This is a genomic window from Bacillus sp. 22483 (assembly GCF_052044605.1).
Classification (GTDB): domain Bacteria; phylum Bacillota; class Bacilli; order Bacillales; family Bacillaceae; genus Bacillus; species Bacillus altitudinis.
This window is the reverse complement of the sequence record NZ_JBQENU010000006.1, coordinates 37,809-61,693: the sequence shown is the minus strand read 5'-3', so window position 1 is coordinate 61,693 and position 23,885 is coordinate 37,809. Positions and strand designations below refer to the sequence as shown.

Below are 23,885 nucleotides of genomic sequence, written 5' to 3'. Positions count from 1 at the left end.
CTTTTAATAAATCCCTTCTTCTCCAAACTTCTTCGCTAAACGGTTCGCCATCATGACCAAAATAAGTCCAACGGCTGCTTTAAATAAACCAACAGCGGTACTATAGCTGAATTGTCCTTGCTTCAGACCAGCTGTATACACATACGTATCAAAAATCTCTGCAACTTCCCTGTTGGTCGCATTGAGTAATAAATAGACATGTTCAAATCCAAGCTCTAACGTATCACCGATTTTTAAAATGAGCAGTACAACAATGACACTTTTAATCGCAGGAAGGGTGATGTGCCACATTTGTCTGAGTCTGCCGGCTCCATCCATTTTTGCTGCTTCGTATAGCTGCGGATCTACTGCTGTAATCGCTGCAAGATAAATAATGGTTGACCAACCCGCTTCTCTCCAGATTACCTGCAAAATGTACATGGGTCTAAACCATTCTTGACTAAGAAGGAAGTTAATCTTTTCTCCTCCAAAGAAAGCAATCAATTCATTGATTAACCCGCCATCTACCGTTAACAAAACAAAAGATAAGGACACGACAATCACCCATGACATGAAGTGAGGAATATAAATCATCGTCTGAACAAATTTCTTAAACAGTGCCAATCTGACCTCGTTTAAAAGAAGAGCTAATAAGATCGGAATCGGAAAGAAAATCACGACATTCATGGCAAATAAAATGAGCGTATTTTTTAATAAGATGAAAAATGTTGGTTCTGTAAATAATCGAATAAAGTGTTTGAAGCCAACCCACTCACTGCCAAGAATTCCGAGAAACGGCTGGTAATCTTGAAAGGCAATGATCAGCCCCCACATAGGGACATATTTAAAGACAAGAAAATAAATGAGCCCTGGCAAAATCATTAAATACAGAAATTTTTGACTAAGCAATTGATTAAGTAAGCGCTTTCTCTTTTCTTTTTTCAAAGCTGCCGCAGGCACACCCTTGGCAGTGACATCCTGTGTTTTCACAGATAAAGCCTCCCCTCATGCTGATGCATGTGTTAACTGTATCTTAAGGATGAAAAATCCGTCTACAATCATATCATCAGATCATATTTACTCAGGGGAAGCTACTCAAAACGTTACATAAAACATAAGAAAATGATCCTAATCTCAGAAAATGATTATTGACAAACCTACCAGATTTTTGGATTAATAAACTAAGGGGAAAAGATTGTTTCGTTTGAAATGGGGGGTTTTATGAAAAGAAAGCAGTATAAATTTTATTACAAGCTGGTGACGTTTTTTTTCGTGCTTAGTACGATTCCTGTTATTATTGTCGGTATTTTTTCTTATCAGCATTCGCAAAAAACTGCACTCGAAAATATTTCAAATGAAAAGCTGGACAGCGTCAAACAAACGCAATCCAATATTGAGCATATTCTAAAGACAGTAGATCATTCTCTCACTCACTATGTCAGTTCGCCGCCTCTCCTTCAAACACTGGCAGAACCTTTAAATCCAGACCAATTCCAACTTTATAATCAAGTCCAGCAAGAACTGAATTACCTGCAAACCTTCGACACCGATCTCTCCAATATTACACTTGTTAGTAAAATGGAAGATTGGTATATGAACAATTCTGGTCTTTATCATGTCTCAAACGGGGATCAAGAGAAAGCGTTAACCTCTTACCTCAATATTCCGAGTCATTCCAGCTGGGCACTTGAAGAAAATAATCCACTTGTCTCAACAAAAGAAGGAAAGACATCCTTTTGCAAATACAATGTGAATTTAATCAAGCAGCTTCCGATGAATAGTGTCCAAAAAAAGGGGATCGCCGTCGCCAGCATTCCAAGCTGCGTGATTGCTGACAACATGCCTGACTTCTCTCAATCTGATAGTATGTTTGTCATTGATACAAACGGAAAAGTGCTGCTACATAATCGAAAAGAACAAATTGGTGACTCGTTAAAAAATCAAGATTTCGTCAAACATGTCCTGTCACTTGAAGAACGATCCGGACAATTTGATATGAAAATCGATGAACTAAACTATCAAATTACGTTTCAAAAATCAGATTATAACGAATGGACATACTTATCCTTTGTCTCCATTCCAGAACTAAAGCAGCAAACGAAATCAATCGGGTGGATCACCTTTATTATTTGCTTTATTTTGTTAGCGCTTTCATTGTTATTTTCATGGTTTGGCTCTAGACACTTTTATAAACCGATTCGCTTATTATACGAATCCTTTGCACGTAATGAGTCGTTTTTGCATAAACAGCCTTTCCAAAATGAATTTGAGCTCATCGAATCGAGCATTAAACAAATGAAAGATCAAAACAATGATCTAGAGGAACGGATTGAGCAGCAAGTGACACACTTACAGCAATACTTTATGGTGCGGCTGCTGCTTGGCAAGCTGACGGAAGAAGAGATTCACAACCGATTTCAAAGTCTAGGCTTTCCTCGTGACTGGTCCCATTTGTCCATGCTTGTGACCCAAATCGATACACTAAAAGGAACGCCGTATGAAAAAAAGGATGCAGACTTGCTTTTATTTGCGATAAATGGACTGATCGAGCAGATTATTCCGCTAGATGAGCACCTTCAGCCGACCGTTGTCAATCAGCATCAAACGACGATTGTTCTCAATCAATCGAAGTCAGAAGAGGAATTTACTGAATATTTAAATCAATTAGCCGAAACAATTCAGCAGCGAATTGAGGAAGAGCTGGGCTTGTCGATCAGCATTGGGATCAGTCGCTCATTTAAAGAGCTCTCTATGGCCAAACATGCTTATATTGAGGGAAAAGAAGCCTTAAAATATAGGCTCAAAGCAGAGAAAAAATCCATTCTTTTATACGAGCACATTCAGCAAGGAAAGACGTTTAAGACTCATTTCCCAAAACAACTGCAGCATGATTTATTTGATGCCATTAAAGCAGGCGATCAAGGCAAGGCAGATCACTATTTACATGTGCTTCTGCAATCCATTTTTTCTAAAAATGCTGGACCACATGAGTACCAGATTGCTCTCGCTCGTTTTTTAAACAATCTCATTGAGCTGATGCATTTGCTAGGCATCGAATTGTTTGAAGTCGAAGATAATAAAATGCTCTATGATACGATCTTTGAGTTTAAAACGTTTGAAGATACAGAAGCGTGGCTGAAACATGAGATCATTCGACCCATCATTGATCAGCTCGGCGCACGTGAAGACTCTCAATATAAAAATATCTCAGAGAAAATCATTCATATCATTCATCAAGAATTTGACTCAGATCTGACATTGGACGAAATCGCTACACGCCTACACTACAATCCAAATTATTTAAGTAGTATTTTTAGAAAAGAAATGGATATCTCCTTTAGTGAATATCTCTCGTCTTACCGACATCATGTCGCCAAAAACTGGTTGGTAGAGACGGATATGTCGGTGAAAGAAATTTCGGAAAAGCTAAAATACAAAAATCCGCAAAATTTCATCCGCTCCTTTAAAAAGCTGGAAGGCACGACACCTGGGAAATACCGTGATCAGAAAAAAGGCACATAAAGCAAAGTCCCGCTCTCACAAGAAGCGGGACTTTTTTATTTAAACTGTTCATTTAGAATACTGTCTTCCAGCACTGAAAGCGGCTCGCCATACACTCGTTCAATATGGGCTGCCCCCCAATCACATAACGCATTCAAAATTCGCTCAAGTGACTGTCCGTATTCACTTAATTCATACTCCACTTTAGGCGGCACTTGTTCATATACAATGCGGTTAATCACACCATCATTTTCAAGCTCTCTCAGCTGCTGTGTGAGCATTTTTTGCGTGATATTTGGCATGAGACGCTTCAGTTCACTCGTCCGCTTTTTCCCATGTGTTAAATGACATAAGATGACACACTTCCATTTCCCGCCGATCACCTCAAGCGTTGCCTCCACAGAGATATTATATTTCTTCTTTTCCAACGTCGCTTCACTCCTTTTGATGCTGTACAGGCACTTTTTAGTACCTATATTACAAAAAAGTACGTACTTTTTTTTCTGTCATCTATGTTAGATAATAACTCTTGCCGATCGGCTTCGTCTATCAAAATGTCATGAAAGAAGGATGTGAATCACGATGCAAAACAAACAAAATCACTTTGCCCTTCTCGCACTAGCGATTAGTGCATTTGCTATAGGTACAACTGAATTTATCTCTGTAGGTCTTCTGCCGATGATCTCAGAGGACTTTGGCGTGAGTGTCAGCCAGGCCGGCTGGACCGTTTCTTTATATGCGCTCGGTGTTACCTTTGGCGCGCCAATTCTAACCTCACTTACGTCAACGATGAAAAAAAAGACATTGCTTTTGCTCATTATGCTCGTCTTTTTGATCGGAAATACACTCGCCACGATTGCCCCGACTTTTTCTGTACTCTTAATCGGACGAGTGATTTCAGCCCTATCACATGGCGTATTTATGTCGATTGGCTCGACCATTGCCGCAAGCCTTGTGGTGAAAGAAAAGCGGGCAAGCGCTATTGCCTTTATGTTCACTGGTTTAACAGTCGCTACTGTGACCGGTGTGCCATTCGGTACGTTTCTTGGTCATGAGCTCGGCTGGCGTACGTCATTTGGTGTGATTGTCATGATTGGCCTAATCGCACTGATTTCTAACTATTTCCTTGTTCCGTCTCAATTGAAACAGGGCGTGAAAACAACGTTTAAGGATCAAGCGGCCTTATTAAAGTCGAAAAGAATGTTGCTTTTATTTGTCATTACTGCTACAGGGTATGGAGGAACCTTTGTCGTCTTCACCTATTTATCCCCTCTCTTACAGCATGTGACAGGTCTTGCGCCTGGAACAGTTGCCTTGATCCTGCTGTTATACGGGATGACCATCGCCGCTGGGAATGTCATTGGCGGAAAAGCAGCGAATAAACAGCCAATGAAAGCACTGATTTATATGTTTATCATTCAAAGTCTCATCTTGTTTATCCTTAGCTTTACTGCTGGATTTATGGCACTCGGGATTGGAACTGTAATGCTGATGGGACTTTTTGCTTTCATGAACGTACCCGGCCTTCAAGTTGCCGTCGTTGATTTTGCGGAAAGGTATACACCCGGAGCTGTCGATGTCGCTTCCGCTCTGAATATCGCTGCCTTTAATGCAGGTATCGCCATTGGTTCATTTTTAGGCGGCATCGTGACAGATACCCTTGGGCTTGTGCATACCGGCTGGGTTGGCGGCATCATGGTGCTCATGGCGGCCATACTCACGATGGTGAGTCATCAAATCGAACAAAAAGAAAACAAACAAACCATTTAAAGGAGTCTTTCATATGAATGATTTACAAAGTAAAAAAACATTAAACAACGGCGTCCGCATGCCAGGATTTGGTCTTGGGGTCTTTCAGGTTGAAGAGGGAACGGAATTAATTGAAGCTGTTAAAACAGCCATTCAATTAGGATATCGCAGTATTGATACAGCTTCTATTTACGGCAATGAAGAAGGTGTTGGACGAGGCATACAACTTGGTCTAGCAGAAACAGGCCTTCGCCGCGAAGACATCTTTGTGACATCCAAAGTGTGGAATGCCGATTTAGGATATGAAGCGACACTAAAAGCATACGAAGACAGCCTGAAAAAACTTCAGCTTGATTATCTTGATCTGTATTTAATTCACTGGCCAGTTGAAGGGAAATACAAGGAAGCATGGCGCGCGCTTGAAACGCTGTACCGTGAAGGAAAAGTCAGAGCCATCGGTGTGAGTAACTTTCAGCCGCATCATCTAGACGAATTATTGAAAGATGCGGACATCATTCCAGCAATTAATCAAGTCGAGTTTCATCCAAAACTCACGCAGGAAACGCTGTTTACGTATTTGAAAACACATGGCATCCAAATGGAAGCCTGGTCACCACTTATGCAGGGAGAGCTGCTGCACCACCCGCTGATCACGGAGCTTGCAGGCACATACAGCAAAACACCTGCTCAAATTATTTTGCGCTGGGATGTGCAAAAAGGCGTCATTACGATTCCTAAATCAACGAAAGCCCATCGTTTAAAAGAAAATGCCGATATTTTTGATTTTGTCCTATCTGATGAGGATATGAAGCGCCTGTCTGACTTAAATGAAAATAAACGAATTGGTCCTGATCCAGACAACTTCGATTTTTAATGAAAACACCCCCGCTTTTTACTAAGCGGGGGTCTTCATGTTCATCATTTTGATTTTTTAAAGGAAGCTTCATATTCTTCTATGATTTTATTTCCACCATTTGATTTCCACTTCTCTACATCTTTCTTAAATTGTTCTTCGTTGATATCACCAAGAATGAACTTATAGGTCGCATCATCGATGATTTTCTTCAATTCATTTCCTCGCTCTGATGCTGTTTCTGAATACAGGCTTTCAGCAGGGTTAGCGACAATGATGTTTTTATTGTCTTCTTCTAGCTCTTCATATTTTGTACGAACTGCATCGCCTTTATTTTTCAAGTAACGTTTATCAATCCCTACGAGGCTGACAAGCGGCTGTACATCTGTCTGCCAGCTTTTCACTTGGCTTTCTTCCCTCACAAATGTATTTCCATCTTGTTTGTTATAATGCTTTCCATCAATCCCGTATGTCATGAGACCATACACGTCTTCTTCTGCAATTCGGTCAAAGAAAGCCAAAATTCTCTTTAACTCTGCTTCTGATTTGACGCTTGTTTTCGGGAAGGCGAAGATGCCATTATGGCCGCCTGATGCCCATACACGTTCTTTGCCATCTGGGCCTTTGATTCGGTTGATAATATCCACTTCCATGTTTTTATCTGTTGCATCATCTCTTAAGTTCACTGCATCTACCATATTTCCAACATAGATACCCGCTTTTCCTTGTGAGAACAATTCTTGCTGTTGCGTTTTGCTTGTGACTGGGAAGTCTTTGTTTATATAGCCGTTGTCACGCAGCTTTTTCATATATTTCATTGTATTCATATACTCATCCGTCATAAAGTCTGGCGTAAATTTGCCGTTTTCTTCTTTCCAATCTGTTGGCATTCCTTCATAAGAACCAAGCGTTTTAAATGCACCGTAAATCAAATCGTTACGGTCTGTAAAACCAATTGTATCGTCCTTGCCATTTTTGTTCGGATCTTTTTCAGTAAATGCCTTGGCTACTTCATAAAGGTCATCCAGCGTTTTTGGTGTATCCAAATTTAAATTTTCAAGCCAATCCTTTCGAATGACAATCCCTTGTCTTGAAAGTGGTCTCTCTCTATAAATGCCATAAAGCTTCCCATCGATAGAGGCATTTTTATTAATCAGTTCGTTCATCTTACTTAAATTTGGATAATCCTTTAAGTATGGACCGATTTCCCAGAACATGCCTGATCTAAACGCATTGATAGCAGATGAATTCTTAATGTCTTGAATCGTCACAATTTGCGGGAGGTTTCCTGCGGCAAGTGCTGAATTTAAACGGTCTTCTTTCACCGCATCAGGCACCCACGTAATATCAAGCTCTGTATTTGTGAGCTTCTCAATCTCTTCTAACACTGAATCTTTTGGCGGCTGCTGATGATACAAAATCGCCATCCATGTCAGTTTCACCTTTTTGTCTAAATCAACCTTTTCATCTGATGAGCTTGCTCCTTTACTTGAACAAGCTGACAGAATACCGCTTGCGGCAAATAACAAAACAAAGGCAATCAGCCATAATTTCTTTCTCCCCATAAGATCCCTCCGTTATTCCATCTTTTTAACCCTTTACAGAACCTAGTAATGCCCCTTTGTTGAAATGCTTTTGAATAAATGGATAGACAAGCAGAACGGGAATGGTCGCCACGACGATGACCGCCATTTTAATGGTTTGGTCTGGCGGCGGTGTTGATGAGCCCATATCTGACATATCTCCCTGCATACCGCTTGATACAATGACGATTTGTCTTAACAGGACCTGAATCGGCCATTTCACTGAATCGTTTAAATATAAAATGGCTGTCATGTACGTATTCCAATACGTCACGGCATAAAAAAGTGAAATCGTCGCAATAGCTGGCAAAGAAAGTGGCAGCACGATTTTAAAGAAGATCCCTAAGTCGTTACAGCCGTCCATCTTCGCTGATTCTTCAAGGCTTGCCGGAATGTTTTGAAAGAAGTTTTTCAAAATGATCAAATTGAATGCATTGATGGCCACTGGCAGAATGAGTGACCAGTAAGTATCAAGCAGCCCTAGTGTTTTCACGACAATAAACGTCGGAATCATCCCTCCGCTAAACAGCATCGTGAAGACAACGAGAAACATGAGGGTTCTCCTGCCCTTTAGCTCCTGACGAGACAGCCCATACGCCATAAGTGAGGATAAAAACATGCTGACCGCTGTTCCAACGAGTGTCACAAGAATGGATACAATCAGGCTGCGATACACAATATCTGTAGAAAAGATATAGCGATAGGCCTCTAGAGAAAACGTCGTTGGAAACAAAATAAACTTCTTTGAGATGACCTCTTCTACTGTCGCAAAAGAGGCGGCAATGACATGGATGAACGGGAGCACACATATTAATGCGAACATGAGTAGAAAAGAGTAATTAAATACATTGAACAATCGGCCTTTAATAGAACGATCTATGTTCATCACGCCCTTTCTTTGTAAGCGTTATCATTTCGTCTGAACATAAGCTGCAGCCTTTGACGATATCGTGATTAAAATGTAACAAACGGGGGAAGAAAGCGTCTATAATCATCATGACAGACCACAGAGATGATCATGCCATTCGTGCTTTTAGCCTCATCAATGAAAAGAAAAAGATCATGAGCTAATGTCATGATTATGCCCTATGCCTGATCGTTTTCTTTCAGAATTTCTGCCGTATTGACATCTGGCCTGTAGCCTAACTCCTGCTTCGTTTTCTCAGTAGACCAAGGTTTTCCTTCGTTTTCTGATACGGCATAATAAGTCCCGAATGGAACGTCCGTTTCGATGGCAGCCTTGATCATGCCGAAAAGGTCTTCATGTGAAAGAAGCGTTCGTTTCGTTCTTTTTTTGGTGTGCAATCCTTCCATCTCATCTGTCACGACGGTTCCAATTCTCAAATTGATGACAGACATACCTGTTTGATCGTGAAACAAACGCCCAAGCTGTTCGGAAGCAAATTTTAAAATGCCATACACATTTTTCGTTGCTGGTACATCATCAGTCGTAATTTCTCGCCCTAGTAAGGAGTGACCATCTTTTTCATATCGATCTGTCACATGATTACTGCTTGCAAAAATGACTTTTGGAATGCTTAACCGGGCCGCTGAACGAAACATATCATACGTGCTTTTCCAAAACACATCATTCATTTTTGCAAACTCCTTTTCATTCATCACATCATGCGTCATGTCCACGTTTAAAAGATGAATGATCACATCTGTATCTCTTGGGATGACTTGAAACAAATTCTCTTCAATTGCCGCATCTGCCATGATGACTTCTTCTACACACCTTGTTTGATCAATGATGGTCACGTCATACTCCGAAGAGAGCTCTTTAGTTAATAAACGTCCGATGACACCACATCCGCCAATCATGGTGATTTTTTTCATCTGTTTCCTCCTTCATCTTCTATCGGAGTAGTATGTCCATGCCGTCTATTGATTACAGCCACTTTTTCAAAAAACGTGTAGCCTCGTGGCGCATAGCAGCCGTTTCAAAATGACCTGCATGTAAACCTACAAGCTGATAACGTTCCTTTAAGGAAGCAGCTTGATAGGCTTGACTTAATGTCTGTTGAATTCGTCCAACACCTTCAGCAGGTGTAAGCTGATCATGTTTTCCAACTAAGCTTAAATGCGGTCTTGGGAAAATCATTTCTTGGATGTCAGCTGCTGTAAAGTGCTTAGCTAAGCTCGGTACATAATAGTAAAAACCGTGTCTATCTAAATGATTCGTTTCAATCAATGTGTGATGATCAACCTGTGCGCAAAGATCCACACACACACTGACCCTCTCATCAAGTGCTGCCGTCCACCATGAAAGAAGACCGCCCATTGACATCCCAAAAACAGCTAAACGCTCTGGGAGCACATCAGAGCGGGACAACAAATAATCAATTGCACACATGCTCTCATACAGCATCATGCCCCACATCACTTTTCCTGTTAACAGCATTTCTTTGAAAATTTCACTTTCTGTTCTGCCCCTTCTTTCACCAAATCCCGCGTGGTCAATCGCCAACACACTATAACCTTTTGAAGTGAATTCTTTTGCGTATGAAGGCGCTTGCAAATAATGAGCCCCCTTCAATAACTCTTCTTTCCCATCCACATAATTCCCACCATGAGAATGCTGGAACAAGACAACAGGCCTTTTTTTCACTGTATCTTTCGGCTTCACAAAATAAGCCGGAACTTCCTCCACCCCATGAATAGAGAGAATGAGTGTTTCTACTAAGTACGATTCACGTTCCTCAATCTTTAACGTATACGCCTCCACACGATGGCGCTCCGGCATTTCCCCTAATAAACTGAGCAGTTGTTCACGTTTGCTTTCCTTTTCCATTGACGTCACTCCTCATTTTCTTGATCAACTTGTTAAATACGAGATTGATGGAGGAATTACCTTGTTTTCGACAAAATTATGTCCCGGGAAATAAACAACACCCATCGGCTGATACCGATGGGTGCGTTCATTAGTTCGCGACAATATTGACAAGTTTTCCAGGAACCGCAATCACTTTACGGATTGTTTTCCCTTCAAGCTGTTCTTTTATCCGTGCATCATTTTTCGCAAGCTCTTCTAGCTGCTCTTTTGTTGCATCAGCAGGAACCGTTAATTTTGCTTTCACTTTTCCATTTAGCTGTACGACAATTTCCACTTCATCATCGACAAGTTTTGACTCATCATATTGCGGCCATGCTTCATAAGAAATAGACCCTTCATGACCAAGTTTATTCCAAAGCTCTTCCGCTACATGCGGTGCAATTGGAGAAAGAAGTTTCACAAAGCCTTCTGCATATTCTTTCGGCAGTGTGTCAGCCTTGTATGCATCGTTGATGAACACCATTAATTGTGAAATCCCAGTATTGAAACGTAAGCCTTCATAATGATCTGTTACCTTCATGACGGTTTCATGGTAGCTTCGCTCTAATGGCCCGCCAGATTGCTCTGTCACTTTATCACTGATGGAGCCATCTTCATTTGTAAACAGACGCCATACACGATCTAGGAAACGACGAGCACCATCAAGACCTGTTTCAGACCAAGCAATTGACGCATCTAAAGGCCCCATGAACATTTCATACAGTCTTAATGTATCTGCACCATGAGATTCTACGATATCATCTGGGTTGACAACATTCCCTTTTGATTTACTCATTTTTTCATTATTTTCACCAAGAATCATTCCTTGGTTGAACAATTTCATGAACGGTTCTTTTGTTGGAACAACACCAATATCATACAAGAATTTATGCCAGAATCGTGCATATAGCAGATGAAGCACAGCATGTTCTGCTCCACCAATATACACATCAACCGGAAGCCATTTCTTCAGCTTTTCAGGCGATGCAAGTTCTTCTGTGTTATGTGGATCAATATAACGTAAGAAGTACCAGCAGCTACCTGCCCATTGTGGCATCGTATTCGTTTCACGGCGGCCTTTCTTACCTGTTACAGGATCTACAACCTCAACCCAGTCTTTAATATTGGCTAAAGGTGATTCACCTGTTCCGCTTGGCTTAATCTCAGTCGTCTTAGGCAAAATCAGTGGAAGCTCTTCCTCTGAAACAGCTGAAGATGTTCCGTCCTCCCAATGAATAATTGGAATTGGCTCTCCCCAGTAACGCTGACGGCTGAACAGCCAGTCTCTTAAACGATAAGTGACTTTCTTTTCACCTTTTTGATGTTCTTCCAGCCATGCAATCGCTTTTTCAATTGCTTCTTCTTTCCCTAAGCCGTTTAAGAAATCAGAGTTGATGTGCTTTCCATCACCTGTGTAGGCTTCTTTGTCAATGTCTCCACCTTCGACAACCTCTTTGATGGGAAGATCGAATGTTTTGGCGAATTCATAATCACGCTCATCATGAGCAGGAACTGCCATAATCGCTCCAGTGCCATATGTGGCTAACACATAATCTGCAATCCAGATCGGCATCTTTTCCCCATTCAATGGATTGATGGCATAAGCACCTGTGAAAATGCCCGTTTTCGTTTTAGCAAGATCTGTTCGCTCTAAGTCACTCTTAGATTGAATTTCTTTGATATATGCTTCAACTGCTTCTTTTTGAGCAGCTGTTGTAATTTTTTCAACTAGTGTATGCTCTGGTGCAAGAACGGCATATGTTGCACCAAATAGTGTATCAGGACGTGTTGTAAACACAGTAAACTGTTCGTCATGTCCTTCTACTTCGAAGTGAACATGTGCACCTTCAGAACGTCCAATCCAGTTGCGCTGCATGTCTTTGATGCTTTCAGGCCAATCAATGTCTTCTAAATCTTCTAATAGCCTGTCCGCATATGCTGTAATTTTTAGCATCCATTGCTTCATTGGACGTCTTTCAACAGGATGCCCTCCGCGCTCACTTTTCCCATCAATGACTTCTTCATTTGCAAGGACTGTACCAAGTGCTGGGCACCAGTTTACAGGTACTTCATCAATATACGCCAATCCTTTTTCGTACAATTTCAAGAAAATCCACTGCGTCCATTTATAATAATTCGGATCTGTCGTGTTAATTTCTCGATCCCAATCATACGAGAAGCCCAATGATTGAATTTGGCGGCGGAAATTATTAATGTTCTCTTCTGTAAATGCAGCTGGATCATTTCCTGTATCCAGCGCATATTGTTCCGCTGGAAGACCAAATGCGTCCCATCCCATTGGATGAAGAACATCGTATCCCTGCATACGTTTCATACGTGATAAAATATCCGTTGCTGTGTATCCTTCAGGATGCCCTACATGAAGCCCTGCTCCTGATGGATAAGGAAACATATCTAGCGCATAAAACTTTGGCTTATCTTCCGAGTCAGATGTGGCGAATGTTTTATGTGTCAGCCAATAATCCTGCCACTTCTTTTCAATTTCCCGATGCTGAAAACTCAATGTGAAAACCTCCTTTAATGTGTACGGCTTTATCTGCACAGATGACCACTGCAAGAATTCAGATTTTTCTAAAATCAACAAAAAACCCTCATCCCTAGAAAGGGACGAGAGATTTTTTGGTTCCCGCGGTACCACCCTTGTTAGCGTCATGAACTGTTCATACGCTCACTTAATATCTTTAACGCAGACATGCGACAGAAGCTTTAACGCAACTGCAACTCTGAGGCGAGTTCAGAAGCAGATTTGATTGACTTTCACCAGCCGTCAATTCTCTAAAGACAAATACTGCTTTCCTACTACTCCTCTTCACTGTTCTTATCGTAACCGTCATCTAAGTAGTATTTTATAGAATTATGATCATAAGTGCAAGCAGGTTTGTATACAATGGGAATGTACCCTAGACTAGGGTAAAGTGAGGATATTATTCGTGTGGAGATCGGTTATGACGGTTGGAGCCTGCATCCTGTGAACGTTCTTCTCTCACAAAATCGAAGCTTCGCAGAACTGCTTCTCCTCCGTAACCTGAAATAATGGATAAGATGATCAAGTGCAGACTAGATTCGGGATTTGAGGATAAGACAAGCAGTGTAGCAGCAATCATCCCAACGAGCCAATCTTCAATAAACCCTAGATAAATAAACTTCTTTGTCATTCTGGGCTTCTCTAGCCTGCCTTTTTTCTTTACGTGACCGAGAATGCCCATGACCCCTCCAATGGCGCAAGCAATAATGACTTGTTGCAGCATTTTCATCACCTTCCTAAAGCCCTTAGAATAGTAAAGCGACTTCAGGCTGTCCAGCCCCCTGTAATGCCATTCTGCTGTTCCGTCATAATCCATGTAAAAGGTCTATTCTCTCTAACGAAGAAAAAAAGCTTGTTTCTTCCATTATATGTGAATGACCCAAAAACAATCTTGATGCATTGGAATCATTTTTACCTAATCCATATTAACTATTTTTGTCATTTTATGAATTATCCTCAAATGATCCCTTCTTTTTCTAATGAAAAGTCTCCTTACTTACTCTATTCTAATGGAGGACAAACTATGATGACAAATTTAACAAAGCGATTGCAATCATTGAAACAGAACATATGTTATGTTACGTTTAAAAAGAATTCATTTGGTTTCAAAAAAACCATCTTAAATGTCTAATAGTAGCAGCAAAGGAGGGTAATATGGTCAGCTCGAACATCTTCGGCTTGCAAAAACAGCTTGAACTCATAAAAAAAGCGCTGGATCATGCGCGGATTGGTGTTGTCATTACAGACCCTTCTTTAGAGGATAACCCTATCGTTTATGTGAATCATGGCTTTACACAAATGACTGGATATAAACCAGATGAGATTCTTGGACGTAATTGTCGATTCCTCCAAGGAAAAGACACAAATCAAGAGCAACTTGCCTTAATACGTCACGGAATTCAAAACAAAACACCTATTACCACACAGCTCAAAAATTATAAAAAAGACGGTACTTTTTTTTGGAATGAACTCAATATAGATCCTCTATACATTGAACAAGATGACAAAACATTTTTCATTGGCTTTCAAAAGGATATTACAAAGCAGAAAGAATATGAACAACTCCTAGAAGATTCCTTACAGGAAGTCACCTCTCTGTCGACGCCAATTGTCCCAATCAAAAATGGTGTTTCCGCTCTTCCACTCATCGGAAAATTATCAGAAGAACGCTTTGATGCCATCGTCGCGAAGTTAACTTGTATATTAGAAGATTCAAAGGATGATTATTTAATTGTCGATCTTTCTGGTTTAATTGATGTCGATGATTCCGTTGCAGCGCGAATTTTCAAACTGCATCACCTGCTGAACTTAACTGGAACTGAACTCATCATCACTGGGATCAAACCACAGCTTGCGATGAAAATGAAAGACTTAGATACAGACTTCCAGAATACGATCACTTATTTAACAGTAAAAGAAGCAATCAAAGGATTGCCATTAGCTGAAAACCCTGTTTAAACAGGGTTTTTTTAATTGAACCGCTCCCCAAAATGGAAAAATGAGGTATGATAGGTATAAATAGCGATATAGGGGGGCTGCCAGATGATGATGTTACTCATCATAGGTCTTTTATGTATTTGTTTCGCCATAGGATATGCCGTCAATTTCTTATTACTTAAACACCAAAATCAACAAATCTTTTCAAAAAAACTCTTCTATCCTTTTTTGACCATTGGTCTTGTTTTTTCTATTATGTCATTACCGTTTGCCGGCACAGGTGCTCCGAAGGCACAAGCAGATCCATCTTCTGAACAGCTGCTGAAAGAGCAAAAACAATTAGCATCTGACATTTCTCGTCTAAAGGAAGACAAAGAAACGCTGACGGCCTCTTTAGAAGACGTGACCAAAGAAAAAGAAAAGCTATCCAAGAAATTAGAAAACATCACCTCCGAAAAGAAGACAGTCAAACAGCAAGAAAAAACCATCCATGAGCTTGAAGAGAAAATAGACAAGCTAACCTCTACAAACGAAACACTCAAAAAAGAACACCAGAAAGTAAACAAAGACACCACGTCATCGGCCCAGCGATCTGCTCCTAAAGATGATGGGGCCAATACTGGCGGTCATGAGTCACAAAAAGAAACAAAAAAAGAATCTGCCGCCTGTAATATTAAAGGAAGTGTCAACGGCATATATCACACACCAAGTAGCAGATACTACTCACGGACAAAAAACGTGACCAAAATGTTCTGCTCCGTAGAAGAAGCTGAGCGTGCAGGGTACCGGGCACCAAAGCAATAGACATCTTTTGACGATAAAAAAACCTCCTGTCAGCCCAATATAGGTACAGGAGGTTCTTCTTTAAATTTCTCTTCTTAATGCTGTTAATACATTCGTTTTTGTCGCCTTACGTGCTGGATTGAGTCCAGAAATAATGGCAACTCCTGCACTAATCACTGTTGCTGTGACCACAAGGCTTAGCGGTATATAGGAGAAGGTGATCGAGAATTGATCGCTTGATGCTCCCTCAGACATGGAAGACAAAATCGCTGGAATGATTAAATTCACTGCAAAACTAACGATGTACGAGATGATAATCCCGATGATCGATCCAATCACCCCAATATAAGCACTTTCCATGAGGAACATTCGCTTAATAATGGAAGGATTCGCACCGATGGCTTTCATGATCCCAATCTCTTGTGTCCGCTCTGTAACGGCCATTGTCATCGTATTGAAAATGCCAATCGCCGAAATAATGACCGCAATACATCCAACAAAGATGAGTCCAATTTTAAAGACTGTAAAGAACATATCCATTCCTTCAAGCTGATTCGTCACAGAGATGACTTGATAGCCGTCATCTGTCAGCTTATCTGTGAGCGCACCGACATTGTCGAACTTATCAGCATAGACAGACGTCATTTTTTCGACATTTCCTGCATCAGGAGACAGATCGAGCACTTGACTAAATTCTTTTTCATAAGCATTCGGAATAAGAATTTTATGATCCTGCTGCCACTCCAAATTCGGTTTCTTCAATACACCGACGACACGGAAATCGAACGTCTTTTCTTTCACCACTTCATTTTCTTCATTCAGTTTTGGTACCTTGATTTGAATGACTTTGTTTAAAATTTCCTTCGTATAGCCTTTTGGCTCTTCCGGTGTCTCTTCACCATTTGATGTCTGATTCATTTCTTTTTCATAGTCTTTTCGTTCTTTTTCCGTCCAAAGTTGTTCTGCCATTTGATACCCAACTACAATTTCATTCGCCGATGTTGGGACTTTTCCACGGTCTAGTTCAAGGCCTGCCTCTTTTTCTTCTTTCATATCTGTCAGTACAGCCTGCGTATCACTTGAGCGATTATCGAGCTCGACGTGAACCGATGGAATGATTGACGTTCTCGCAACGACAGATTTCGCATGATCATATTTCTTTAAATCGTCAACCTTGACGTCACCTTTTTCTTTGCCTAACACTTTAATTTCTGTGATAATTTGTTGTTTCATGATTTCATCTTGAGCCGATTTTTGCAGACCAAAACCAACTGACGCTAGAACGATTAAGAAAGAGCATGCCATTGTCGTTGCAAGTATGGTCATAAACACACGCAATCTATTTTTCTTCATATTTCTTCTGATGAATTTGACCTGATCTCTAAATTTCAATGGACTGATCCCCTTTCTTTAATACACCATCATGAAGCTGGAACGTTGTGTCTGCGATTGAAGCGACTTCATCGTCATGTGTAATGATGACAAATGTAATTCCTTTTTCACGATTAAGCTGTTGGATAAAGGCTAGAATTTCGCCTTCAGTTTCTGAATCCAGACTGCCTGTTGGCTCATCCGCTAAAATAATAGACGGATTAAGGATCAAGGCTCTTGCAATACTCACACGCTGCTGCTGTCCACCTGACAGTTCATTAGGATAATGTCCTGCGTGATGTTCCAGTCCAACTCGTTTCAGCATTTCCTTTACTTTCACTTTTCGCTCAGACGGCTTCACACCTTTTAAAGTGAGCGGAAGTTCAACGTTCTCATATGTTGTTAAACTCCCGATCAATTGAAAGCTTTGAAAGATAAAGCCAAAATGATCTAACCGAAAGTCTGCCCATTCTTTCTCATTAAAGCCGGTCACATTGGTGCCATCAACGATAATTTGTCCGCTTGTTGGCGTAATATATCCCGATATTAAATTCAGTAAAGTTGATTTCCCCGAACCGCTTCGTCCGACGATACATGCAATTTCGCCTCTTTTAATAGACAAGTCAATGTCTTTGAGCACAGGAATCTCGTTCTCCCTGCCCTTTTTCCCAATTTTAAACACATGATCTAACGATTGAATTTGAATCATCTCTACTCCCCTGCTCTCTGTTTATCTTTTTCGATAGATTAAGAAATAACTCGTCAGTGCACCTACAGCTCCACCGATGCACATACCAACAAAATATCCAATTAATGAATCTGAGGAAAAACCAACCCAGCCAAACCCTAAGACTCCGAACACGATCACCATAATTTGAATTGGGCGATCCATTATTGAATAAAGGAAGAATCGGCCATTTCGTTCAATTGGATGTTTAATAAAGCTAAACAAGCCAATAAGGTAAAATAGCAACATCATGACAATTGGAATGATGTATTCTTCACCATTGAACCAAAGCGGATATTCCTGATAAAAACTGTTAGCTGTAATATAAGTAATGGGGGAAATGGGCGTGATCAAAAAATTAAAGATTTTATCCAGCCACATCCCGCTTGTTTTAAAGATAAAATCTAAATGAAGGATTGGTAAACCAATCACTAAGTAAGGTAAAATAGCTGTACTAAATCCAACGATTGCTTGAGAAATAGCACTCCCTGTTAAAGCACCTGCTGCAAAAAACAAACTATAGATCATCAAGGCTGACAACAGTGCAGAAACATAAAGACTGTTAAATCCAGGTGTCTCTATTGGCCCAAGACCTAATTTTAATAAATAAATGAGAAGGTATGAAACAGCATGAACACTTGCAATAATTCCAGCACCTAAGAAAAACTTTGTGTGAAAGATGGAACTTCTACTAAACGGCAAGGATACGGTAAAGTCCATCTGCCCTTTATTTCTTTCAAATCCTAGCTGAATCACAGCAAAAAATACGCCCATGACCCATGAAAGTGAGAGAAATGCGTCCGTCTTAAAAATATAAGTGAATGTTGTTGTATCCATTAGACAGTCTCGGTTATTCAAACAATCTTGAAAGGTTGAGTACTCCATTAAGAGGGATAATGGCGTCGCAAAGATCGCAACAAGCATCACTAAAATGAATGTCAGCTCAGACTGCTTCCATTCCTTATATAACAATTGCCGCTTTACCATCTGCGTTTCCCTCCAAACTTCGCAATGAATACTTCTTCTAAATTTACAGGCAGTTCATGCCACACTTTTGGTTCAAGCGATTTCAAATACTCTTTTGCTTCTTCATCTGTTTTGAGTACAAGTGCTGTATAGAACACACCCGCTTGATCTAAAATGGCAACGCCTTTTTTTCTAATACTTAAGTTCATATCCTCTTCAAATGCCATCTGGATTTTAACGTAGTCATTCTTTAATTCATCTAAATCCATAACACTTGTGAGCTGATTTCCTTCCAAAAACCCGATTCGGTTACACATACGCTCAATATCCTCTAAACGGTGAGATGTAATTAAAATCGTTGTTTGTCGTTCTGCCACCTCGTCAATCATCAGCTGAAGAACGTCATTTCTTGTGACTGCATCAATCCCGTCTGTCGGCTCATCTAACAAAATGACTGCTGGTTTGATGGCAAAACTTAAAATGAGGGACAGCTGTTTCTTTAAACCTGTCGACAATTCACGGTATTTCACTTTTTCCGGAATCTCATACCGGTTCACAAGCTCATTGGCATATGTCACGTCAAACTTTGGATACAGTTGTTTTAACAGCTTCACAAGCTGTCCATAATTGTACCGGTCAAAGTAGGGATTTACGACTGGCATATACACAATATTTTGCTTCACTAACGGGTGGTCTTTTACGAGTACATCTTTAAAATAAATCTCTCCTTCATCTGGAAGAAGGATTTGCTGAATCAAGCGAAGCAGTGTTGTTTTACCAGAGCCATTCCGGCCAAGCAGACCAAAGATCTCTCCTTCGCCTATCTTGAAGGAAACGTCGCTGAGTACTTCGCGTCCATTTAATTTCTTTGATACATTTCTGACCTCAATCAACTTGGTTTCCTCCTTTTAGACTTGAGCCGATCTCCTCCAACCACTCTTTGAGTTGATGAATATCAATACCGGCATAATGAGCTTCAATAATAAGCTGCCTTAATTGCTCCTTCATCTCTAACACCTTCCCTTCATTCAGCTTTAACTGTGCACCTTCTGTCACATACGTTCCACGGCCTCTTAATGTTTCAATAATTCCTTCTCGTTCAAGCTCTTTATACGCTTTGCTGACGGTGTTTGGATTCGCAATAATAATGGTGGCAAGCTCTCTCACAGAGGGCAGTTTGTCACCTGGTTTCATCACGCCTTTTAAGCACAAAATTTTTAACTGCTCAATGATTTGTTCATATATTGGTGCAGCGCTTCTTGGATCTATTTGAATCATGATGGCTCCCTCTTTTCTCATTCATGCTTTTGCAGTCCTATCGCTTGATCATGTCCTTGCATTAAAGGGACCGAATTTGGAATAAAATCTTTTTGAACTTCAAAACCAATGAAAACGAGAACGAAAAAAAATGTACATGCTAACGCAACAGCCAGCACCATCCACTTTAAATTGATTGGTTTTTTTTCTTTTTTCATGGTTAAACACCTTTCTTCACGTTTAAGTGTCTGTAGTGTATTAGTTGATATAGTACACTTAATACAATATAGACACTTGATTGAAAAGTCAAGAGACTTTAGAAAAAAATTGGCAGACGAACCAGATAAAATGACGAAGCTACTTAAAAGCTTTCGGAAGCCAGGTTTGCTTCTGGTTTAGGGTGTTCATCACTTTCATAATCGCCTGAAAAAGTGCATAATAAAAGACCCCGAATATTGAGGTCTCTACAATGTTTTAATTAGATACTATTACTTTGTTTTTGGACTTGCTTTTTGGACTTGCTTTTGAACAGGATTAGCACCCACCATACTAATAAAAATATATAGCCTATAACTGTAAAGATAGACCAAACTGCACCCTGTCGCAATTGACTAAATAAGTGTTCAAATTCATTCATTCCTTCTACTCTACCAATGCTATTTATCAGGCTAATAATCGGAATTGTAACAGTAATTCCAATGGTTAGAATGGACAATCCCCTATGTTTATTTTTCACAACACTGAATATTGCGGTTCCTAATGTTGCTAAGAAAAACAAGTAATATAATGCCCAAAACCAATCAGGAAGAGTCTCCAACATTTCTTCTACCCCCTTGAAGATATTTTCAATTTCTATATATAACATACTTTAACAGAATAAAAACCTATTTATCCAAAAACAACTTTGCGAAAACAGCCAAAAAATAAAAACAGACCCTTAAAAGAAGGATCTGTTCATCATTCGTTCTCGTATGAAATACCTAAAATCATTTGGTTTTGCAGACTTTGAATTTGTACACGCGTTCTGTCTAAACGTTCTCTTTGCTGATCATTGGCGACATCTTTTAACTTTTCTAATTCATTCACCGCATCCTCTAGCATGAGCTGCGCTTTTGAAAATTCTTCCTCGTTATAATGTTCTTGGCGAGAGCTCAAATCAAACTGTTCGCTTGCAAATTCAAGAGTCTCAGTGCTTTTTTGGACAAATTCATCGATTGATTTTCTAGTTGCCATCTAGCCATCCCTCCATTTAAATATTTCTCTCGCCTATTTTGCCCACGTAAAGCTTTTTCACTAAAGAAAATGTTGGACAGATTCAATTGTCCTCTTTCGTGATTTTTGTTAAACTTTAAGGATGCCTATTATTATGCAAGGAGGTTACTGACTTGGATCAGCATAACCCTTTTTTATATTCAAACAGCGAAAAACGTTATCACACATGGAATTATCATTTGCGTGAGCACTTTGGTCATAAAGTATTTAAAGTCGCACTAGACGGCGGCTTTGATTGTCCAAACCGTGATGGTACTGTCGCACATGGAGGCTGCACATTTTGCAGCGCAGCAGGATCTGGTGATTTTGCAGGGAACCGGGCGGATGATCTCATTACTCAATTTAATGAAATCAAGGACCGGATGCATACAAAATGGAAAGACGGAAAATACATGGCGTATTTCCAAGCTTACACAAACACACATGCGCCGCTGCCTGTTTTAAAAGAAAAATACGAAACCGTTATGAACCTGGATGGAGTGGTTGGTTTATCGATTGCCACAAGACCTGATTGTCTGCCAGATGACGTCGTGGAATATTTAGCTGAGTTAAATGAGCGGACGTATTTATGGGTTGAACTTGGTCTACAAACTGTACATGAGCGGACAGCGATGCTCATCAACCGTGCTCATGATTATGAATGCTACGTAGAAGGTGTAGAAAAACTGCGAAAACATGGCATTCGGGTCTGTTCACATATCATCAACGGTCTTCCTCTTGAAAACCGAGATATGATGATGGAAACAGCAAAAGCTGTCGCTGATTTAGATGTGCAAGGAATTAAAATTCATCTACTTCACCTGTTAAAAGGAACACCGATGGTAAAGCAATATGAGAAAGGCAAACTAGAGTTTCTCAGCCAAGAGGAATATGTCCAGCTTGTCTGTGATCAGCTGGAGATCCTGCCCCCAGAAATGATTATTCATCGTATTACAGGCGATGGTCCCATTGAATTAATGGTAGGTCCAATGTGGAGTGTGAATAAATGGGAAGTGCTCAATGCCATTAATGCTGAGCTTGAAAGGCGTAACAGCTACCAGGGCAAACGCTTCATCAGATTGGAAGAAGCGGCAAAATGATTTTAAAACGGATGCTCCCTTTTAGTAAAGAACTGTTAGAGCGTGCTTGTCAAAAAGGAGATATTGTCATTGATGCAACGATGGGAAATGGCCATGATACACACTATTTAGCTGACCTTGTCGGGAAGGATGGACAAGTTTTCGCATTCGATGTACAGAAGGAAGCCATCGAGCAAACAAGCAAAAGACTTGGTGAGCACTACCCTTACGTTCACCTAATCCATGACGGACATGAACAACTTGCTGAGCATCTGCCAGCCGAAGCTTATGGTCACATATCTGGTGCAGTGTTCAATCTTGGGTACTTACCAGGAGGCGATAAAACCGTCACAACTCAGGCCCATACGACCATTGAAGCGATCAACCAGCTCATGGATTGGCTTAAGCCTGGAGGTCTGATCGTTCTTGTGATTTACCACGGTCATCCCGAAGGAAAAAAAGAGAAGGACATCCTTCTTGATTATTGCAAAACACTCCATCACGAAGAAGTACAGGTGATCTCTTATCAATACATGAATATTCAAAACGATCCGCCCTTCGTGGTAGCCATCGAAAAAAAACTCAAATCCTCTTAATGGATTTGAGTTTTTTTTATTTAATAAGCGTATTGGTCAATGATTTCTTCAAGCACTACTTCCAGCTCTTCTACATCTGCAAGCTCTGATTGAGTAAAGCGGACACGTACAAGCTGTTCTCCGTCATTATACATTTCTTCCAGCCAGCCACGCAGCCCTCTTGCTCTGCGGTCAACTTCAAAAATGAGATCTAGCCCCTCTTCATCAATGAAGAAAATCACCTCTAACTCATCAAGCATTTGACGATAATAGTCGGAAGTCGGTATGAACTCAAACTCTTGAACAAAGGGAAGGCGGCGCCTGAAATAAGGTGCTTCTTCACAGTCTGCTTCATGAAGGTGAAAGCCTAAGTTTCCGACAGCCTCAAGCACACGATTCACCCAAGGGTGCGCGCTTACGAAAATGCGGTCATGATCAAATTTATCAATACCACCTTGAATATCAAGGTCTGTCACAACAGCCACCTCTACTTTACCTACAGTCATTGGTGTATCAAGAGGAAGGTGAAATGAGAATGTAAACTGCTGGGCTTCCCCAGGCTGAATCGTGAATGATTCAGTCACTCGGACAGAATGGATGGTTGTGTGTTTTCGCTGCTCTTCATCATCTTTTACAATGGTGTACCATGTTTTCAACTTTAAATCAATATAGCGAATATCTTGAGGCACTTTTCCGCCCTTCACATGGACTGTTCCCTTTACTTCTTCTCCCGGTTCATACGCATCTTTCTCCAAAATTGTATCCACTTTTGCTGCACCGATTCCTACACTTGCTGCAAACTTTTTAAAAAATGACATATTCGACCTTCCCCTTTTTTAAGTTTTTCAACAAATATACGTCATAAGGAGTAGATACGATTCATTCGATCCATACTTTTCTCCTATTTTTCGTA

General features: G+C 40.4%; 24 protein-coding genes and 1 other annotated feature. Of the genes, 7 read left to right on the top strand and 17 right to left on the bottom strand.

Features of this window, described 5'->3' with window-relative positions; genetic code table 11:
• Positions 1 to 3: 3 nt before the first annotated feature.
• Positions 4 to 969, bottom strand: coding sequence for an ABC transporter permease (locus ACTJJQ_RS10800; RefSeq protein ID WP_046344262.1), 966 nt, complete (start codon positions 967 to 969; stop codon positions 4 to 6).
• Between the two features lie 231 nt (positions 970 to 1,200).
• On the opposite strand from ACTJJQ_RS10800, the gene ACTJJQ_RS10795 reads away from it, so the two are divergent.
• Positions 1,201 to 3,501, top strand: a complete 2,301-nt coding sequence (locus ACTJJQ_RS10795; RefSeq protein ID WP_178930474.1) for a helix-turn-helix domain-containing protein — start codon at positions 1,201 to 1,203, stop codon at positions 3,499 to 3,501.
• A gap of 35 nt (positions 3,502 to 3,536) precedes the next feature.
• Here the strand turns inward: ACTJJQ_RS10795 and ACTJJQ_RS10790 are convergent, their stop codons facing one another.
• Complete coding sequence (locus tag ACTJJQ_RS10790) at positions 3,537 to 3,908, bottom strand: winged helix-turn-helix transcriptional regulator (protein WP_008343017.1); 372 nt, start codon at positions 3,906 to 3,908, stop codon at positions 3,537 to 3,539.
• Positions 3,909 to 4,062: 154 nt separating this feature from the next.
• Between ACTJJQ_RS10790 and ACTJJQ_RS10785 the strand changes: the two genes are divergently transcribed.
• Entirely contained in the window at positions 4,063 to 5,250 is a 1,188-nt protein-coding gene (locus ACTJJQ_RS10785; RefSeq protein ID WP_440600198.1) for an MFS transporter, read from the top strand.
• Positions 5,251 to 5,263: 13 nt separating this feature from the next.
• Positions 5,264 to 6,103: an aldo/keto reductase gene (locus ACTJJQ_RS10780; protein WP_440600197.1), complete on the top strand. Its 840-nt coding sequence runs from the start codon at positions 5,264 to 5,266 to the stop codon at positions 6,101 to 6,103.
• Between the two features lie 44 nt (positions 6,104 to 6,147).
• On the opposite strand, the gene ACTJJQ_RS10775 is transcribed toward ACTJJQ_RS10780, so the two are convergent.
• From ACTJJQ_RS10775 to ACTJJQ_RS10750, 6 genes are all read right to left on the bottom strand, one after another.
• Positions 6,148 to 7,647: an extracellular solute-binding protein gene (locus ACTJJQ_RS10775; RefSeq protein ID WP_008343015.1), complete on the bottom strand. Its 1,500-nt coding sequence runs from the start codon at positions 7,645 to 7,647 to the stop codon at positions 6,148 to 6,150.
• A gap of 25 nt (positions 7,648 to 7,672) precedes the next feature.
• Positions 7,673 to 8,533: a carbohydrate ABC transporter permease gene (locus ACTJJQ_RS10770; protein WP_098680761.1), complete on the bottom strand. Its 861-nt coding sequence runs from the start codon at positions 8,531 to 8,533 to the stop codon at positions 7,673 to 7,675.
• 218 nt (positions 8,534 to 8,751) lie between these two features.
• Entirely contained in the window at positions 8,752 to 9,504 is a 753-nt protein-coding gene (locus ACTJJQ_RS10765) for an NAD-dependent epimerase/dehydratase family protein (RefSeq protein WP_272511814.1), read from the bottom strand.
• A 52-nt stretch (positions 9,505 to 9,556) separates the two neighbouring features.
• Complete coding sequence (locus ACTJJQ_RS10760) at positions 9,557 to 10,459, bottom strand: dienelactone hydrolase family protein (protein ID WP_017367887.1); 903 nt, start codon at positions 10,457 to 10,459, stop codon at positions 9,557 to 9,559.
• A 130-nt stretch (positions 10,460 to 10,589) separates the two neighbouring features.
• Positions 10,590 to 13,004 (bottom strand): leucine--tRNA ligase, encoded by a 2,415-nt coding sequence (gene leuS, locus ACTJJQ_RS10755; protein WP_048001444.1) that lies wholly within the window; start codon positions 13,002 to 13,004, stop codon positions 10,590 to 10,592.
• A gap of 97 nt (positions 13,005 to 13,101) precedes the next feature.
• Positions 13,102 to 13,323, bottom strand: a binding site (T-box leader).
• A 102-nt stretch (positions 13,324 to 13,425) separates the two neighbouring features.
• Positions 13,426 to 13,755, bottom strand: a complete 330-nt coding sequence (locus tag ACTJJQ_RS10750) for a DUF4257 domain-containing protein (protein ID WP_008343006.1) — start codon at positions 13,753 to 13,755, stop codon at positions 13,426 to 13,428.
• Between the two features lie 425 nt (positions 13,756 to 14,180).
• Here ACTJJQ_RS10750 and ACTJJQ_RS10745 point away from each other — a divergent pair, with 425 nt between their 5' ends.
• Together ACTJJQ_RS10745 and ACTJJQ_RS10740 are read left to right on the top strand one after the other, a co-directional pair.
• On the top strand, positions 14,181 to 14,984 hold the full coding sequence (locus ACTJJQ_RS10745) for a PAS domain-containing protein (RefSeq protein ID WP_007501884.1): 804 nt from the start codon (positions 14,181 to 14,183) through the stop codon (positions 14,982 to 14,984).
• A gap of 84 nt (positions 14,985 to 15,068) precedes the next feature.
• Positions 15,069 to 15,767, top strand: a complete 699-nt coding sequence (locus ACTJJQ_RS10740; protein ID WP_048001445.1) for a sunset domain-containing protein — start codon at positions 15,069 to 15,071, stop codon at positions 15,765 to 15,767.
• Between the two features lie 60 nt (positions 15,768 to 15,827).
• Here the strand turns inward: ACTJJQ_RS10740 and ACTJJQ_RS10735 are convergent, their stop codons facing one another.
• The 8 genes from ACTJJQ_RS10735 to ACTJJQ_RS10700 form a co-directional block, all read right to left on the bottom strand.
• Positions 15,828 to 17,138 carry an ABC transporter permease gene (locus tag ACTJJQ_RS10735; RefSeq protein ID WP_017358351.1) on the bottom strand — a complete coding sequence of 437 codons (1,311 nt, stop codon included), beginning with the start codon at positions 17,136 to 17,138 and terminating at the stop codon, positions 15,828 to 15,830.
• Positions 17,128 to 17,826, bottom strand: coding sequence for an ABC transporter ATP-binding protein (locus ACTJJQ_RS10730; RefSeq protein WP_017367892.1), 699 nt, complete (start codon positions 17,824 to 17,826; stop codon positions 17,128 to 17,130). Before ACTJJQ_RS10730 ends, ACTJJQ_RS10735 begins: the two co-directional genes overlap by 11 nt.
• A 21-nt stretch (positions 17,827 to 17,847) precedes the next feature.
• Complete coding sequence (locus ACTJJQ_RS10725; RefSeq protein WP_242730938.1) at positions 17,848 to 18,831, bottom strand: ABC transporter ATP-binding protein; 984 nt, start codon at positions 18,829 to 18,831, stop codon at positions 17,848 to 17,850.
• Positions 18,825 to 19,703, bottom strand: coding sequence for an ATP-binding cassette domain-containing protein (locus ACTJJQ_RS10720; protein WP_035391061.1), 879 nt, complete (start codon positions 19,701 to 19,703; stop codon positions 18,825 to 18,827). The genes ACTJJQ_RS10725 and ACTJJQ_RS10720 overlap by 7 nt, the downstream gene beginning before the upstream one ends.
• Positions 19,696 to 20,088 carry a GntR family transcriptional regulator gene (locus ACTJJQ_RS10715; protein WP_017358353.1) on the bottom strand — a complete coding sequence of 131 codons (393 nt, stop codon included), beginning with the start codon at positions 20,086 to 20,088 and terminating at the stop codon, positions 19,696 to 19,698. The genes ACTJJQ_RS10720 and ACTJJQ_RS10715 overlap by 8 nt, the downstream gene beginning before the upstream one ends.
• 17 nt (positions 20,089 to 20,105) lie before the next feature.
• Positions 20,106 to 20,285 (bottom strand): hypothetical protein, encoded by a 180-nt coding sequence (locus ACTJJQ_RS10710; protein WP_008342991.1) that lies wholly within the window; start codon positions 20,283 to 20,285, stop codon positions 20,106 to 20,108.
• A gap of 260 nt (positions 20,286 to 20,545) precedes the next feature.
• On the bottom strand, positions 20,546 to 20,887 hold the full coding sequence (locus tag ACTJJQ_RS10705; protein WP_035391059.1) for a hypothetical protein: 342 nt from the start codon (positions 20,885 to 20,887) through the stop codon (positions 20,546 to 20,548).
• 137 nt (positions 20,888 to 21,024) lie between these two features.
• Positions 21,025 to 21,300, bottom strand: a complete 276-nt coding sequence (locus ACTJJQ_RS10700) for a YtzC family protein (protein WP_019743687.1) — start codon at positions 21,298 to 21,300, stop codon at positions 21,025 to 21,027.
• Positions 21,301 to 21,452: 152 nt separating this feature from the next.
• On the opposite strand from ACTJJQ_RS10700, the gene ACTJJQ_RS10695 reads away from it, so the two are divergent.
• Positions 21,453 to 22,418: a TIGR01212 family radical SAM protein gene (locus ACTJJQ_RS10695; protein ID WP_007501900.1), complete on the top strand. Its 966-nt coding sequence runs from the start codon at positions 21,453 to 21,455 to the stop codon at positions 22,416 to 22,418.
• Positions 22,415 to 22,993 carry a tRNA (mnm(5)s(2)U34)-methyltransferase gene (locus ACTJJQ_RS10690; protein WP_366963376.1) on the top strand — a complete coding sequence of 193 codons (579 nt, stop codon included), beginning with the start codon at positions 22,415 to 22,417 and terminating at the stop codon, positions 22,991 to 22,993. The genes ACTJJQ_RS10695 and ACTJJQ_RS10690 overlap by 4 nt, the downstream gene beginning before the upstream one ends.
• A 20-nt stretch (positions 22,994 to 23,013) precedes the next feature.
• On the opposite strand, the gene ACTJJQ_RS10685 is transcribed toward ACTJJQ_RS10690, so the two are convergent.
• Positions 23,014 to 23,790, bottom strand: a complete 777-nt coding sequence (locus tag ACTJJQ_RS10685; protein WP_242730945.1) for a sporulation protein — start codon at positions 23,788 to 23,790, stop codon at positions 23,014 to 23,016.
• Between the last annotated feature and the right edge of the window lie 95 nt (positions 23,791 to 23,885).